The sequence below is a fragment of the Brevundimonas sp. genome (genome assembly GCF_032055285.1).
In the GTDB taxonomy this organism is placed as follows: domain Bacteria; phylum Pseudomonadota; class Alphaproteobacteria; order Caulobacterales; family Caulobacteraceae; genus Brevundimonas.
Genome location: NZ_DAMBRE010000005.1, coordinates 222,471 through 236,555, shown reverse-complemented (window position 1 = coordinate 236,555; position 14,085 = coordinate 222,471). Strand labels below are relative to the sequence as shown.

Below are 14,085 nucleotides of genomic sequence, written 5' to 3'. Positions count from 1 at the left end.
CCGGGCCTCATCGAGCCAGCGTCCGGCGCGGCCCAGCAGCCGCACCGCATTGGCGCGCAGGCGCTCGTCTGGCGGTCTTTGACGATGAAGGGTCAGGCGGCGGCGCCTGGCGAGGTCCCAGGGCGAGGGGCTTTGAGCGAGGCCGTTCGTCTAGACGAGGCCGGCGTAGGCCCCGCCGTCGAGCTGAAGGTTCTGGCCGGTGATGTAGCCGGCCCGGGACGAACAGAGGAAGGCGCAGGCGTCTCCGACTTCTTCAGGCCGGCCGAAACGTCCCGCCGGGAGCGAGCGCGCCATTTCCGCGCGGGCCGCGCTCTCGTCGACGCCTTTCAGGCGGGCCAGGGACCGCGTCATCCGCTCAAGGCGATCCGTGTCGATCTTCTCCGGGAGAAGGCAGTTCACCGTGACGCCGTCGCCGGCGACCTCCCGGGCCAGGGCCTTGCAGAAGGCGGTCAGACCGGCGCGCGGACCCGCCGACAGGGCCATGGGCAGCTGCGGTGACTTCACCATGGCGGAGGTGATGACGACGATCCGGCCTGATCTCCGGGCGCGCATGCCGCCGATCAGGCTCTGGATCAGCAGGATGGGGGAGACCATCTTGGCAGACACGGCCTCGGTCCAGGCGGCTTCATCCCACTGGTCCATATGGCCAGGCTTGGGCCCCCCGCTGTTGCAGACCAGGATGTCCGGGGCGGGGCAGGCCGAAAGCGCCGCAGCGCGGCCTTCGGCGGCGTCGATGTCACCGACCACCGTATGCGGGCGGCGACCGACGGCGTTCTGGATTTCATCCGCCGCGCGGGCCAGCCGCTCTTCATCGCGTCCGTTGAGCCAGACCTCGGCGCCCTCGCGCGCCAGAGACAGGGCGCAGGCCTTGCCCAGGCCGGCGGAGGAGGCGCTGACGAAGGCGCGTTTGCCCTGGAGGCCAAGGTCCATGATTCTGCTCCGACGACCGCCCTCAAAGGGTGCGGGCGATGATTTCCTTCATGATCTCGGATGTGCCGGCGTAGATGCGCGCGACCCGGGCGTCGACCCAGGCGCGGCCGACGTCGTATTCGCTCATGTAGCCGTAACCGCCGTGCAGCTGCAGCAGTTCGTCCAGCAGCTGGCCATGAAGTTCCGCGCCGGTAAGCTTGGCCATGGCGGCGGTCTCGGGGGTCAGCTCTCCGTCCAGGAGCTTCTGCAGGCAGTCGTCGACGAAGACCCGCAGCATGGTGGTGCGCGCCTTAACATCGGCCAGCTTGAAGCGGGTGTTCTGGAACTCCAGCAGGGGCTTGCCGAACACGATGCGCTCGCGGGTATAGGCGATCGTCTTGTCCAGCATGGCCTCCAGCGAGGCGGCGGCCCGGATGGCGATGACCAGACGTTCCTTCGCCAGCTCCGTCATCAGACATGCGAAGCCTTGGCCCTCCTCGCCGAGGCGGTTCTCCACGGGCACCCGCACGTCGGAGAAGAAGAGTTCCGAAGTGTCCTGGCCGCGCAGGCCGATCTTCTCGAACTTGGCGCCCTTGGTGAAACCCGGCGTTCCCTCCTCGACGCAGAAGAGGGTGATGTCCTTGGGATTGGCCTGCCCCTCCACCTTGGCGGCGACAATGGCGAGCCCGCTGTTGACGCCGTTGGTGATGAAGGTCTTCTGGCCGGACAGGATGTAGTGGTCGCCCTCGCGGCGCGCCTTGGTCCGCATGCCGCGCAGATCGCTGCCGATCTGGGGTTCAGACATGGCGATGACGGCTATGAGCTCGCCGCTGATCAGCCTCGGCAGCCAGCGCGCCTTCTGGTCCTCGGAGCCGTAGTTCACAAGATAGGGCACGGCGATGTCGGAATGGGTCGTGAAGCCCACAGCGGTCGCATTGACCCGCGCCAGTTCCTCGATCAGCACGGCGCTGTGGCCGAAGTCGCCGCCGGCGCCGCCAAAGGCTTCCGGCGCTGTCACGCAGAGCAGGCCTTCTTCTCCGGCCCGGAGCCAGAGGGATTTGGGCACGATCCCGTCCCGTTCCCATTGGGCGTGATGCGGCGCGATCTCGGTCTCGACGAAGCGTCGGACCTGATCGCGGAACATCTCGTGGTCCTCGCGGAAGACCTTGCGCATTTTGAGCTCCGTCTAGCTGTCAGTGAAGCGCGCGGGACGCTTTTCAAGCATGGCCGCCACGGCTTCTGCATGATCGGAGGTATGGTGCGCCAGCGCCTGGTAGGCGGCGGACAATTCCAGCAGGGCGCCGAGCCGCATGTGTTGCCCCTCGTGAAGCAGCCGCTTGGTGAGGCGCAGGGCATGGCCGGGATTGCCGGCGATACGGTGCGCCAGGGCCATGGCGGTCTCCATCAGCGCATCCGGCGCCGTCAGCTGGGTGACCAGGGTCCAGTCCAGCGCAGTCTTGGCGTCCAGGGCGTCGCCCGTCAGGGCCATGTGGCTGGCGCGCGGCATGCCGACGATGCGCGGAAGCAGCCAGGCGCCGCCATCGCCCGGGACGATGCCGAGCTTGACGAAGCTTTCCGCAAACGTGGCCTTCTCCGAAGCGATCCGGATGTCGCACATGCAGGCCAGGTCCAGGCCCGCGCCGATCGCCGGCCCGTTGACGGCGGCGACGATCGGCGTCTCCAGCTCATAGAGGGCCGTGGGAATCCGCTGGATGCCGTCGCGATAGCGATTGCGCAGCTGGTAGGGCGAGCCTTCGAAAAGACCGGTGCGGTCGCGCATGGCCTTGACGTCGCCGCCCGCGCAGAAGGCAGAGCCTGCTCCGGTCAGGACCACGACGCGGATGGAGGGATCGGCGCGGACCTCCTCGCAGGCGTCCTCGAAGGCGTACATGTCCTCGGGGCGGCTGAAGGCGTTGCGCTGTTCCGGTCGGTTCAGGGTCCAGACGGTCACGGGGCCGTCGCGAGACTTCAGAAGAAAGTCGCTCATGGCTGAGGGCGCTCCTTGAGGGTTTCAGTGATGAAGGGCCACAGGCCGTCCTCGCCAGCGTCGGCGATGAGGCGACCGAGCCGTTCGGACCATCGCGCGTCGGATCCGTACTCCGTCCGCCAGGCCCAGAGGCGTCGTGTCAGGAAGTGCAGGCTGTGTTCGTGGGTGAAGCCCAGGGCGCCGTGAACGGCATGGGCGATGGCCGCGCCCCGGCCCGCGGCTTCGCCGGCCACGGCCTTGGCCGAGGCCGTGGTCGCGAAATGCGGCGTCCGCCGGGCCTGCATGAAGGCGGCTTCCGCGACGGCGCCGGCCGCGGCCGCCTGGGTCGCTAGCAGGGCGAGCTGCTGCTGGACCGCCTGGAACTTGCCGATCGGGCGGCCGAACTGGACACGTTCGTTGGCGTACTGGGCGCTCATCTCGGTCAGCCGTCCGAGTGCGCCGGCTATCTGGCCCGAGCGGATCAGGGCGCCGCTCAGGCGCACCGTGTCGGGCGGGCCGTCGAAGGCCGCGTCCGAGACCAGGGAGCCGGACGCGAGGACGACGGTGTCGCGCGGCTCGCCGGCGACGTTCACGTCGTGCTCCACGGCGGCGCCCGTCATGTCGTGCAGGCCCAGGCGTCCGCGCGTCGTGTCATGCAGGACCAGCCAGCGCGCCTGACGGCCCCAGGGCAGGTCGGGCAGGACCGAGAAGGCGTCGCCCGCCGCGAAGACAGTCACGCCGCTCTCCGGCGGGGCGATGCCGCAGGCGGACAGAAGGGCGTTGGCGACGAGGGTTTCCGGCAGGGGGGCAGGGACGGCGCTGGCGCCGCAGGCCCGGATGACGGGAAAGAGGTCGGTCCAGCTTGCGCCGATTCCTCCCAGGTCCTCGGAAACGGCGGCCAGGGGCAGGCCGAGCGCCTCCATCTGAGCCCACAGGCTGTCGGACCAGGCGCCGGTCTCGGCGAGGCGCAGCGTCTCGGCGTCGACCGCGTCCGCAAACAGGCGCTCGACGCTCTCCTGGAACATGGCGCGCATCAGCGGACTCCCAGACCGCGCGCAAGAATGCCGCGCAGGATTTCGCGGGTGCCGCCCCGCAAAGAAAACGAGGGCGCCATGCCCTGGGTGACGGCCAGGACCCGACGCGTGGTTCGCGCCTGATCGGCCTCGGGCAGAGAATCAATCAGGCGGATTGCTGTCTCGACGGTGTCCTGCTCGTATCCTGTGCCCAGGTCCTTGACGCAGGACGCCGCCCAGACCGGGTCCTGTCCGCCGGCCAATTGTCCGGTGACGGAGATGGACATGGCGCGCAAGGCGACCAGCCAGGCCCCCAGGCGGCCGATCTCCACCGCCTGGCGGGCGTCGGGGGAGACCCCGACCGCCTCCGTCAGGCATCGGAACAGCGTCAGGGCGCTCAGGAACCGTTCGGGGCCGCTGCGTTCGAAGGCCAGCTCCGAGGTCGCCTGCGCCCAGCCTTCGCCTGCGGTTCCCACCAGGGCGTCAGCCTCCAGGATCACGTCGTCAAAGGTGACTTCGTTGAAATGTTCATGGCCGGAAATGTCGCGGATGGGGCGGATGGTCACGCCGGGCAGGTCGAGGTCGACGATCACCTGGGACAGGCCTGCGTGTCGTTCGCTGGCCGGATCCGTGCGAACCAGGGCGATCATGGCGTGGCACCGGTCGGCGTTGGTGGTCCAGACCTTGCGGCCGTTCAGCCGCCAGCGGCCGTCCGACTGACGGTCGGCGCGGGTCCGGACGGAGGCGAGGTCGGAACCGGAATCGGGTTCGCTCATACCGATGCAGAAGTACATCTCCCCGGCGGCGATGGCCGGAAGATAGCGCTGCTTCTGGCTCTCGGCGCCATGACGCAGGATCAGGGGCGCGCTTTGTCGATCCGCGATCCAGTGCGCCGAGACCGGCGCTCCGGCGGCAAGCAGCTCCTCACTGACGATAAATCGCTCGAACGACGTCGCGTCGTGTCCGCCGTATTGTTTGGGCAGGGTGAGGCCGACCCAGCCCTGCCTGGCCAGGGCCCGGCTGAATTCGGGGTCGAAGCCCATCCAGGAGAGGGCGCGTTCTTGAGCAGGATAGTCGGCCAGCCGCTGCGCCAGGAAGGCGCGGACCTGGTCTCTCAGTGGCTCAAGGCCGGGGGGGAGCGCTGGCGCGCCGAACTGATCGAGGAGATTCACTGGTGATTCCGGGATGTTGGCCCGCTTCCCTGGGAAGCCCCAAATCCATACATCCGAGAATATGGTTCTGACCAGAGAATTTTGGGTGACACGCGAACCGTCTCGACCCCGCCCGGCCTCAAGGTGGCCGGAGAGGGGCGGCGCCCCGATGCACTCCGGACCCGGGGCGACGCCGTCGAGGGCGGCGCGCCAGGGCTTTTGGCGTCGGTTCCGGTCCGGCGGCGTCGAGCGCCTCAGAATCGACCTTCAGGGGATGGACTAGATTCAGAATGAAATTTTAGTGTGAGAAAATTTGTTGACTCGGTGAAGTCCATATCCGAATGGGAGACGACAAGCGGCCGTGTCGGCGGGGCGACCTCGCGGCAAAGGTCGCGGGCATGGCGGGTCTCCCCCGTCGCGCCGGACATTAGGGAGAGTGTCGTTGACCGCTGTTCATTGGAAAGCCCTGCTTTGCGCTAGCGCATCCGTGCTGGTTCTGCCCTCCGCCGCCCTGGCCCAGACGACGGGCGCGTCGCCCGAGCCTGAGGCGCCTGCGAGCGGACCGACGGGTCTTGAGGATGTGATCGTGACCGCCCAACGGCGCGAGCAGCGTCTGCAGGACGTGCCGGTCGCCGTGACCGCCTTCGGGGTCAAGGAGCTGGAACGCCGCCAGATCACCGACGTGCGGGCCCTGACCGAGAATGCGCCGTCCATCACCTTCACGGCCACCCCCTACGGCAACAATGACCTGATCCTGGCGATCCGCGGCGTCGCGCCGGGGGGCGTGCTTCCCAACGTCGACCAGGCGGTCGGCACCTATGTCGACGGTCTGTATTACGCCCGTCCTGAAGGCAGTAATTTCGCTCTGGTGGACGTCGCCTCGGCCGAGGTCCTGCGCGGTCCCCAGGGGACCCTGTTCGGACGCAATACGATCGGCGGCGCGCTGAACATCACCACGAACAAGCCGAACTATGAGTTCGGAGGCTCGCTGAAGGTCGGCTACGGCAACTACGACGCCCTGAGCGCCACGGCCATCGTCAACCTGCCGCTCGTCGAAGACAAGCTGGCGGCGCGCCTGGTCTACGGCCATGTCGAGCATTCGGGCTACGGCCGCAATCCGACGCTGGGCAGCGACGTCGCCGACCAGAACGACGACTTTGTTCGCGCCTCGGTTCGGGCCGACATCGCCCCCGAGCTGCGGGTGGATCTGAGCTTCGACCACTACTGGGGCTCGAACCACCAGCCTCTGTGGGTGCTGAACACCTATCAGGCCGGTTTGAGCCCGGCCATGTACGCCCCCTATGTGGCCGAGCCCGGGTCACGGATCAGCCAGGCCGGCATCAATCCGGTCAACGACTCCAGGGTCTATGACTTCAACGGGACCATCACGGCGGAACTGCCGTTCGGCGTGCTGAAGTCGATTTCCGCCTATCGCAACGTCTATTTCGAAGGCGCGTCCGACCTGGACGGCACGCCCCTGCCGACGGCGGATGTCCGCGAGTTCGTCCTCGACGGCGAACAGGTCTCCCAGGAGTTGCAGCTCTCGGGCGCGAGCCTTTCCGATCGTCTGAACTGGACGGTGGGCGCCTACTATTTCCACGAACAGGTGCGCAATACGCCCCTGACGCGTATCCCCGCCGCCATCCAGGACAATACGATCCGGCCTGACAACAAATCAGTCAGCGTTTTCGCCCAGGCAAGCTACGAGATCCTCCCGAGCCTGCGGTTCACGGCCGGCGTCCGCGCCGTCAAGGACACCCGCGGCATGACCTATACGCCGGCGCGCTATGTCGTGACGGGCAATCCAACCAATGCCGAACCGCCGGCTTCGGCGATCACGCCGGGGCCCTGTCCCTTCACGGCCATGGGTCTGAATGAAGCGCCGGGGAGTTGCCTCTACACGCCGGACGACATCAGCTTCGAGACCGTGCCCTTTACCGTCGGCCTGGACTACAGGCTTCCCGGCGACGGTCTGCTGTACGCCAAATACTCCAAGGGCTTCCGCACCGGCGGCTTCCAGCAGGCCAGCGGCACGACGGCGGCCTTCTTCACGCCCTTCAACGAGGAAAGCGTCGGCAGCTACGAGATCGGCGCGAAGCTGGCCCTGTTCGAGAACCGGCTGCGGTTTTCCGCCAGCAGCTTCTTCTCCACCTTCGACGACATCCAGCAAAATGCTGTCCTGCAGACGTCGCCGGTCGTCATCGCCGTGCTCAACTCGGGCACTGCTGAAATCTACGGCGCGGAGTTTGAAGCCACGGCCTTGCTCGGCGACCTGCGCCTGCACGGGTCGCTCGGCCTGATCGAGCCCAAGTTCACCGACGGCCCCTACAAGGGCAGCGAGGTGCCGACGGTGGCCAAGACGACCTGGTCGGTCAGCGCCGACTATCCCGTCCAGTTCAACGCCGGACGTCTTGACCTGCATCTCGACTACAACTGGCGCTCGGACGTCTACTTCCTGAACACGGTGACGATCACCGGGGCGGGGCCGGTGGACCTGACGGAGTTCCAGCGGAAGTCTATCCGCCAGGACGCCTATGGGCTGCTCAACGCCCAGGTGTCGTGGACCTTCGACGCCCGGCCGATCACAGTGGCCCTCTACGGCAAGAACCTGACGGACGAGTATTTCGCCGCAAGGTCGGGCTCGTTCGCGGGGGCGAACTTCAACAGCATCGTGGTCGGCAGCCCACGCACCTACGGAATGTCGGTGTCCTACGCCTTCTGAGGCGCGCGTAAGTCTGGGGGTTCCAGCCCTCTATCCTCGGGGCGCGGTTCAGTGCGACCGCGCCCCGCCTTTTTGCTTCGGTCGACCCTTTCCCAGGGTCGGTCTTGCCGGGGAGCATGGCCATGTCGGCATCGCTGGACGGGCGCCGCATCATCATCACCGGCGGCTCCAGCGGCATGGGAGCCGCCATGGTTCGCGCCTTTCCCGCCATGGGCGCGCGAGTGGCGTCGCTGGACCTCCAGTCGGTTGACGGCGCGCGGATCGTCGATGAAGCCGGGGCCGTGGCCTTCTTTCAGGTCGACGTGGCCTCGGAAGCCTCAGTGATCGCGGCCGTGGAGGCCGCCGTCGGGGCTCTGGGCGGGCTGGACGTTCTGATCCATGCCGCCGGCGTCGCGCCCTTCGCCGCCGCCGCCGAGACCACGCTGGATCTCTGGAACCATGTCATGGCGGTCAATGCGACCGGCGCCTTCCTGACCAATCGCGCCGCCTACCCGCATCTGAGAGCGCAAGGCGGGACGATCCTCAACTTTGCGTCCGCCGCCGGCGTGAAGGGGCATCCCGGCAAGGCGGCCTATGCGGCGGCCAAGGGCGCCGTCCTGGCGTGGACGCGAACCATCGCCGTCGAGTGGGGGCGGGAGGGCGTCAGCGCCAACGCCGTGGCGCCGGCCATCTGGACCCCGATGTACGACCAGACCCGCGCCGCGATGGACGAGGACCAGCTGGCGGCTCACGACGCCGTCAAGGCGCAGACCATCCCGCTCGGAGGGCGGCTGGGCGACGTCGAGCGCGACTTCGTGCCCGTGCTCGCCTTCCTGGCCTCAGACGGCGCCCGCTTCATCAACGGCCAGGTGATCGCCATCGACGGCGGCATGCTCATGGTCCGCTAGGGATCAGGGCCGTCAGCGGTTCCGGGACGGACGCACCGCGCATGGCTGCGTCGAAAATATTCTATTATGTGAATGCTATTTCGATATCAAAACAATTCTTGACAGCCCCTGTGACGACGCAGGTATTCTGTCCGCTGCTGTGCCCGCTTGCGGCCAGGACAAGAAAGCGCCGCCGGTTTCAGGCGAAGGCGCCATCGGCCGGGATCGACCGGACAAGAGACGAGGGAGAGATTGATGGTCGGGACCACACACAAGCCAGGCGAGAGGTCCGGCGTCGAGCCGCCGTATCCGCCGCTCAAATATGCCTGGTATGTGATTGGCGTCCTGTTCGTCGCCACCCTGCTGTCGCAGCTGGACCGGCAACTGCCTGCGCTCCTGGTCAAGCCTATTCGCGCCGAGTTCGGCATCTCCGACACCCAGTTCAGCTTCCTCCAGGGCTATGCCTTCGCCCTCTTCTATACCGTCGCGGGCCTTCCGTTCGGATGGCTGATCGACCGGACCGTGCGGCGCAACCTGATCATCGTCGGCATGGTCGTCTGGAGCGTCATGACGGTCCTCTCGGGCTTTGCGCAGAACTATAACCACCTGGTCCTGGCCCGCATGGGCGTCGGCATCGGCGAAGCCGTGCTGGCCCCCGCCGCCTATTCCATCATCGCCGACTATGTCGCGCCCCATCGGCGGGGCCGCGCCTTCAGCGTCTACTATCTCGCCCTGGCCATCGGCTCGGGCGCGTCCCTGATCCTCGGCGCCCTGATCGCCCATCTGGTGCCCGAAGCCGGGCTGGCCCTGCCCTTCGTGGGGCAGATGGAGCAATGGCGGATGACCTTCCTCATCGCCGGCGCGCCAGGGGTGATCCTGGCCTTGATCGTCCTGACCATCCGCGAACCAATCCGACGCGACCAGGCGTCTGGCAAGAGCAGGGCCGAAGGCACCTGGATGGAGTTCCTTCGTCATCTGGGGCGTTTCAAGTCCACCTACAGCCGCGTGCTGACCTATCCGGGAGTTGTCGCCATCATCGGTTACGGCAACCTGGCCTGGGCCCCGACCTTCTTCGATCGACGCTTCGATATCCCGACCAAGACCTCGGGTCTGATTATCGGCGTCCTGGTGGCTGTCGGCGGGCTCGCCGGCACCCTGGCGAGCGGCTACATCAGCGACCGATGGGCGACGAAGGGCGTGCCGGCGGCCCGCCTGCGGGTCGCCATGCTGGCCTGGCTGCTGGTGCTGCCGACGGTCTGCGCCTGGTCCCTTGTGGGAACGCCCTGGCTGAGCTTCCTCTTGCTGACGCTGGTCGTCACCGGCTTCGGCATGGCTCAGGCGGCGGCGCCGACGGCGGTTCAGGAAATCACGCCCAATCGCATGCGCGGCAAGGCCGTGGCGCTCTATCTCCTGTTCGGCGGTCTGGTGGGCATCGGCTTTGGCCCGATGTCCATCGCCCTGGTCACCGACCATGTGTTCAAGAGCGACGCCGCCTTGCCCTATGCGCTGGCCCTGGTCGGGGCGCCGGTTTCCCTGCTCGGCCTGTGGATTACCTGGTCGGGGCTCAAGCCCTATGAGCGTACGGCCCGGGCCTTGCGCGCGGAGGACTAGGGATGACGGCTCTGCGCGGCGGCCTACGAGGCCCGGGATGAAGGTCGGCTGGATCGGGCTCGGGCAGATCGGGGTCCCGATGGCGCTGCGAATTCTACAGTCCGGCCATGACCTGAAGGCCTTTGTTCGAAAGCCGGCGGAGGGCGAAGACGTTCGAGCCGCAGGGGCAATCGCGTGCGGGTCCGGGGCGGAGGCGGCTATCGATGTCGATATCCTCGGCGTCTGTCTGTTCGACGATCATCAGATCCATCAGGCCTTGATCCTTGATGGCGCGCTGGCGGCGATGCGGGCGGACAGCGTGGTCATGGTCCACACGACCGGAGATCCTGAACTCTTTGGGCGGCTGTCCGCCCATGCACCCGCCGGCGTGAGCCTGCTGGACGTCGCTTTCAGCGGCGATAGGGACGCCGTCCTGGCCGGTCGTATCGCTGTCATGGCTGGCGGGGAGGCTCAGGCCCTCGCGGCGGCGAGACCTGTTCTCGAGTCCTATGCCTCGCGCATCCTTCACGTGGGGGCTCTGGGCGACGGGCGTCGGGCGAAGCTTCTGAACAATCTCCTGTTCGCCGCGCAGATGTCGTTGGCGGCTGAGGTCCGGATCCAGGCCGATCATTGGGGTCTGGATCCGGACCTGACGGTTCAGGCCGTCATGACCTCCAGCAGCGCCAGCTACGCCATGTCCCGGTTTCAGGGCGGCGCCACGGCGCCCGACCTCCTCGAGCGGATTAAGCCCTATCTCGACAAGGACGTCGCAATGGCCTGCGCCGCCCTCGGAGACGATCACAGGCTTCCGCTCACGATCGCGGCGGCAGGAGCCTGGAGTTAGGCTGCAAACCCCGGCCTCACCGTCGGCGTCGCTCCGCGGCGGGCGATGGGAGGGCTGGTGAATTTCAATCCGTCCGCGCCGCAAGCCGGCCGGTCTTGCATCAGGACGATTTCATGGCCGGGACGCGCCGCCCCTCGCGCAGGCGAGACCTTCAAGGACTTACGATCACGGAGCTTGCGAGACTCGCCGGAACGACGGCGCGCGCCTTGAGGTATTATGAGGAGTTCGACCTCCTGACGCCGCATCGCGGGGGGCGCCAGGAGCGCTTCTATTCGCCTGCTTCGGTGGGCAGGGCTCTGCAGGTGGTGAGGATGCGACGCCTCGGCGTCCCTCTGGCGGATATCGCCAGGATCCTTAAGGACGGCGACACGGGCGGACTCAGGCGGATCATCGAGGAGAGGCTGGCCGACGTGGAGAGCCAGCGCGAACAGCTTTCGGCCCTTCTGGACCGGCTCAAGTCCGACGAATCGGCGGGATGGATGCGGGAGGCCGCCCCTCGAGGCGTCGATCTTGCGCTTCGAGAGGCGTCGGACGTCGCCCTGGGTTGACGCCTCGTCACACCAGTCCTGGCGCAGGTACCAACGAGAGGAAGGGCGCGGGCCGGAGTGTGAGGGCCGGCGACGCCGCCTTCAGGCCCGACCCGGCCCTGTCGAAGTTCGAAAGCCGCCCGCAGCCTCGTGCTCGCCCAGCATCGGCGGGCGCTGGAGCGGCGGTCTCCCGTCGCCTAGCCTTATCGGTGAAGCGAGAATCCTGACGGACCCCCCCGCGGTCGCCGGATGGGGGAGGCTTTGAACCAGATTTCGGGCGCAGACCTGAGGATCAGCCATGACCTCTTCGTAGCTGTTCACGGCGGCGCTGGGCACGCCAAGGGCCACCAGGCGTTCGAGCAGGCGTGCCCGGGGCAGACGCCGGAACCCGTGTCGCAGGGCGGTTTCCAGAGGCGATGCGCCGGGGTGGTCGTCGGACGCGGGATGTTCGCCCGCGAGCTCTTCGCCCAGAATTGTCAGGGCGTCGAGGTGGCGGGGGCGGCTCGCGGACAGGAAGATGGGTCCGTCCAGGCACTGGTAGAGATCCGTTGGCGATGGACCGACCCGATTGCCGCGTCTCGGCGGCTGGACCCCGGTCTCGAGATAGGCCTGAAGACTGCCGGCCTGCATGGCGACCGCCACGTCGAGCAAGGCGACGTCCACATGCTGCCCGGGGGCGGCGTCTGCGAAGCGTTGATGGAGGGCGGCGACCGCCGCCAGGGCGGCGAACTGACCGGTAGAAACGTCCATCAGGCTGGGACCCGTCTTCAAAGGGCCGCCCCCCGGCTCGCCGTCGGGACGCCCCGTCATGGCCATCAGGCCGCCCTGCGCCTGGAACACAGCGTCGTAGCCGGGTCTGCCGGCATAGGGACCGAACTGGCCATAGCCGGTGAGAGAGACATAGATCAGCCGGGGATTGAGCGTCGTCAGGCTGGCCGCGTCGAGATCAAAGCGCGCCAGGTTGCCGGCGATGAAGTTTTCGATCAGCACGTCGGCTTCAGCCGCCAGCGAGCGAACGCGCGCCTGTCCCTCGGCGGAGGCGAGGTCCACGAGGATGGAGCGCTTGTTGCGGTTGGCGCAGAGATGGAAGGCGGATTCCAGGGTGCGGGCTCCGGTCGCATCCGTCAGGGCGTCAGGGCCGTAAAGGCGCGCGTCGTCCCCGCGACCGGGCCGTTCCACCTTCAGGACGTCCGCGCCAAGGTCGCCGAGCACCTGCGACGCCCAGGGCGCGGCCAACACCCGACCGAGATCCAGGACCTTGATCCCCTCAAGCGGCTGGGCTGTACGGACGCTGGGGGCGGGCCGGGGCGGGAGGCGACGCGGTCGGAGCCAGGAGTGATCCTGACCGTCGGCTCCGCCGGGCTGTGGCGGCGCGGGATAGGTCAGGGGCGAGCGCGGCAGACGGAGCGGGCTGGCGACGCAGGGGAGCTCGTTTTCGTCCTGGTTGACGAGGGCGCGGGCCCTGACCTGGGGGTCGGTCGCCAGATCGGCGTAGGTGTTGATGACGGAGCAGGGTACGCCCGCCTTCACCAGAAGATCCATCAGGGCCTTGCGCGCAAAGGTCCTCAGGATCGGACCGAGAACGGCGTCGATTTCGGCGCGGTTTCGATCCCGGGCGAGGACATTGGCGAAACGCGCGTCGTGGATCATCTCCGGGCGGCCGAGCGCCTCGCACAGTTTGGCGTAGTGCTGATCCGTCCCCGCAGAAATATAGATCACGCCGTCCGCGCAGTCGAAGGTCTGGGCGGGGTGGCCGCCGTTGCCGGCGTTGCCGCGGCGTTGCGGCTGGCGGCCGGCGACGAGGTAGTTCTGGACGACGTGCGACTGCATGGCGACGGCGACGTCGAACATGGCGACGTCCACGAAGGCGGGACCCGCATGACCGCGGACGCTGAACTGCCGGACCTGATGTGGCGGGTGACGCTTCTGGGGCTGGGGCTCGGCCCGGCGCAGAGCGTTTTCAACCTGGCGTCCCAGAACGCCGTGCCGCGGGACCAGTTGGGCGTGGCCACCAGCGCGGGTCAGTTCTTCCGCCAGGTCGGCTCAACCGTCGGCGTGGCGGTTTTCGGCGCGGTCCTGACCCACAATCTGGCCGCTCCCATGAAGAGCGCGCCCGCTGCTGATCCGACGGCGCAGGTTCGCAGCCTGTCGCTGGCGGAGATCGAGAAGATGGCGGTGGGCGCGCATCAGGGCGCGGCGGGGGAGGGCGCGGTCGCTGTCGTCCAGCCGGAGGTTCGCGCTGCGGTGACCTCGGCCATTCTGGGCGTGGTGTTCACGGGATTCCTCGTCTGCCTTCTGGGATTGGCGTCGACGCTGCTGGTCCCCGACCTGCCGCTCCAGGCCAGCCGCAAGCCAGAACCTCTGGATGTCCGCGCGCTGGGCGAAGCGCCCGGCGAACCGCCTCAGCCTGATCGCGGCGCCGGTTGAGGCGGTTCGGAGGGGAAGATTACAGATCATGACATAGGTCTCGAAACTGGACCCGAGCCCTATTGCTTCG

At 67.6% G+C, this 14,085-nt stretch carries 12 protein-coding genes; 6 read left to right on the top strand and 6 right to left on the bottom strand.

All coding sequences use genetic code 11. From position 1 onward, the window contains the following. Window positions 1-150: 150 nt before the first annotated feature. The 5 genes from RTY13_RS13575 to RTY13_RS13555 are packed head-to-tail and all read right to left on the bottom strand — an operon-like array spanning window position 151 to window position 5,006. Window positions 151-930, bottom strand: a complete 780-nt coding sequence (locus RTY13_RS13575; protein WP_292082361.1) for an SDR family oxidoreductase — start codon at window positions 928-930, stop codon at window positions 151-153. Between the two features lie 22 nt (window positions 931-952). Further along, the gene (locus RTY13_RS13570; protein WP_292082362.1) at window positions 953-2,083 is read right to left on the bottom strand and encodes an acyl-CoA dehydrogenase family protein; all 1,131 of its coding nucleotides are present in this window, start codon (window positions 2,081-2,083) and stop codon (window positions 953-955) included. Between the two features lie 12 nt (window positions 2,084-2,095). Beyond that, window positions 2,096-2,896: a crotonase/enoyl-CoA hydratase family protein gene (locus tag RTY13_RS13565; protein WP_292082363.1), complete on the bottom strand. Its 801-nt coding sequence runs from the start codon at window positions 2,894-2,896 to the stop codon at window positions 2,096-2,098. Continuing rightward, a complete protein-coding gene (locus RTY13_RS13560; protein WP_292082364.1) occupies window positions 2,893-3,909 on the bottom strand; it encodes an acyl-CoA dehydrogenase family protein in 1,017 nt (338 codons plus the stop codon). The genes RTY13_RS13565 and RTY13_RS13560 overlap by 4 nt, the downstream gene beginning before the upstream one ends. Continuing rightward, window positions 3,909-5,006 carry an acyl-CoA dehydrogenase family protein gene (locus RTY13_RS13555; RefSeq protein WP_292083349.1) on the bottom strand — a complete coding sequence of 366 codons (1,098 nt, stop codon included), beginning with the start codon at window positions 5,004-5,006 and terminating at the stop codon, window positions 3,909-3,911. Before RTY13_RS13555 ends, RTY13_RS13560 begins: the two co-directional genes overlap by 1 nt. 475 nt (window positions 5,007-5,481) lie before the next feature. Here RTY13_RS13555 and RTY13_RS13550 point away from each other — a divergent pair, with 475 nt between their 5' ends. From RTY13_RS13550 to RTY13_RS13530, 5 genes are all read left to right on the top strand, one after another. Continuing rightward, a complete protein-coding gene (locus RTY13_RS13550; protein ID WP_312784151.1) occupies window positions 5,482-7,761 on the top strand; it encodes a TonB-dependent receptor domain-containing protein in 2,280 nt (759 codons plus the stop codon). A 122-nt stretch (window positions 7,762-7,883) separates the two neighbouring features. Beyond that, window positions 7,884-8,648 carry an SDR family NAD(P)-dependent oxidoreductase gene (locus RTY13_RS13545; RefSeq protein WP_292082366.1) on the top strand — a complete coding sequence of 255 codons (765 nt, stop codon included), beginning with the start codon at window positions 7,884-7,886 and terminating at the stop codon, window positions 8,646-8,648. A gap of 234 nt (window positions 8,649-8,882) precedes the next feature. Next, window positions 8,883-10,238 carry an MFS transporter gene (locus tag RTY13_RS13540; protein WP_292082367.1) on the top strand — a complete coding sequence of 452 codons (1,356 nt, stop codon included), beginning with the start codon at window positions 8,883-8,885 and terminating at the stop codon, window positions 10,236-10,238. Between the two features lie 37 nt (window positions 10,239-10,275). Next, entirely contained in the window at window positions 10,276-11,061 is a 786-nt protein-coding gene (locus RTY13_RS13535) for an NAD(P)-binding domain-containing protein (RefSeq protein WP_312784150.1), read from the top strand. Between the two features lie 113 nt (window positions 11,062-11,174). Then, window positions 11,175-11,609: a MerR family transcriptional regulator gene (locus RTY13_RS13530; RefSeq protein WP_292082369.1), complete on the top strand. Its 435-nt coding sequence runs from the start codon at window positions 11,175-11,177 to the stop codon at window positions 11,607-11,609. An 81-nt stretch (window positions 11,610-11,690) separates the two neighbouring features. Here the strand turns inward: RTY13_RS13530 and RTY13_RS13525 are convergent, their stop codons facing one another. Then, on the bottom strand, window positions 11,691-13,451 hold the full coding sequence (locus RTY13_RS13525; RefSeq protein ID WP_312784148.1) for a CoA transferase: 1,761 nt from the start codon (window positions 13,449-13,451) through the stop codon (window positions 11,691-11,693). 15 nt (window positions 13,452-13,466) lie between these two features. Here RTY13_RS13525 and RTY13_RS13520 point away from each other — a divergent pair, with 15 nt between their 5' ends. Next, the gene (locus RTY13_RS13520) at window positions 13,467-14,015 is read left to right on the top strand and encodes a hypothetical protein (RefSeq protein ID WP_312784146.1); all 549 of its coding nucleotides are present in this window, start codon (window positions 13,467-13,469) and stop codon (window positions 14,013-14,015) included. Window positions 14,016-14,085: the final 70 nt, after the last annotated feature.

What these genes read in the sequence shown, in the direction of transcription:
- RTY13_RS13540 (WP_292082367.1), top strand. Translation starts at nt 8,883, where the DNA reads ATGGTCGGGACCACACACAAGCCAGGCGAGAGGTCCGGCGTCGAGCCG.
- RTY13_RS13535 (WP_312784150.1), top strand. Translation starts at nt 10,276, where the DNA reads ATGAAGGTCGGCTGGATCGGGCTCGGGCAGATCGGGGTCCCGATGGCG.
- RTY13_RS13520 (WP_312784146.1), top strand. Translation starts at nt 13,467, where the DNA reads ATGACCGCGGACGCTGAACTGCCGGACCTGATGTGGCGGGTGACGCTT.
- RTY13_RS13575 (WP_292082361.1), bottom strand. Translation starts at nt 930, where the DNA reads ATGGACCTTGGCCTCCAGGGCAAACGCGCCTTCGTCAGCGCCTCCTCC.
- RTY13_RS13545 (WP_292082366.1), top strand. Translation starts at nt 7,884, where the DNA reads ATGTCGGCATCGCTGGACGGGCGCCGCATCATCATCACCGGCGGCTCC.
- RTY13_RS13560 (WP_292082364.1), bottom strand. Translation starts at nt 3,909, where the DNA reads ATGCGCGCCATGTTCCAGGAGAGCGTCGAGCGCCTGTTTGCGGACGCG.
- RTY13_RS13530 (WP_292082369.1), top strand. Translation starts at nt 11,175, where the DNA reads ATGGCCGGGACGCGCCGCCCCTCGCGCAGGCGAGACCTTCAAGGACTT.
- RTY13_RS13565 (WP_292082363.1), bottom strand. Translation starts at nt 2,896, where the DNA reads ATGAGCGACTTTCTTCTGAAGTCTCGCGACGGCCCCGTGACCGTCTGG.
- RTY13_RS13570 (WP_292082362.1), bottom strand. Translation starts at nt 2,083, where the DNA reads ATGCGCAAGGTCTTCCGCGAGGACCACGAGATGTTCCGCGATCAGGTC.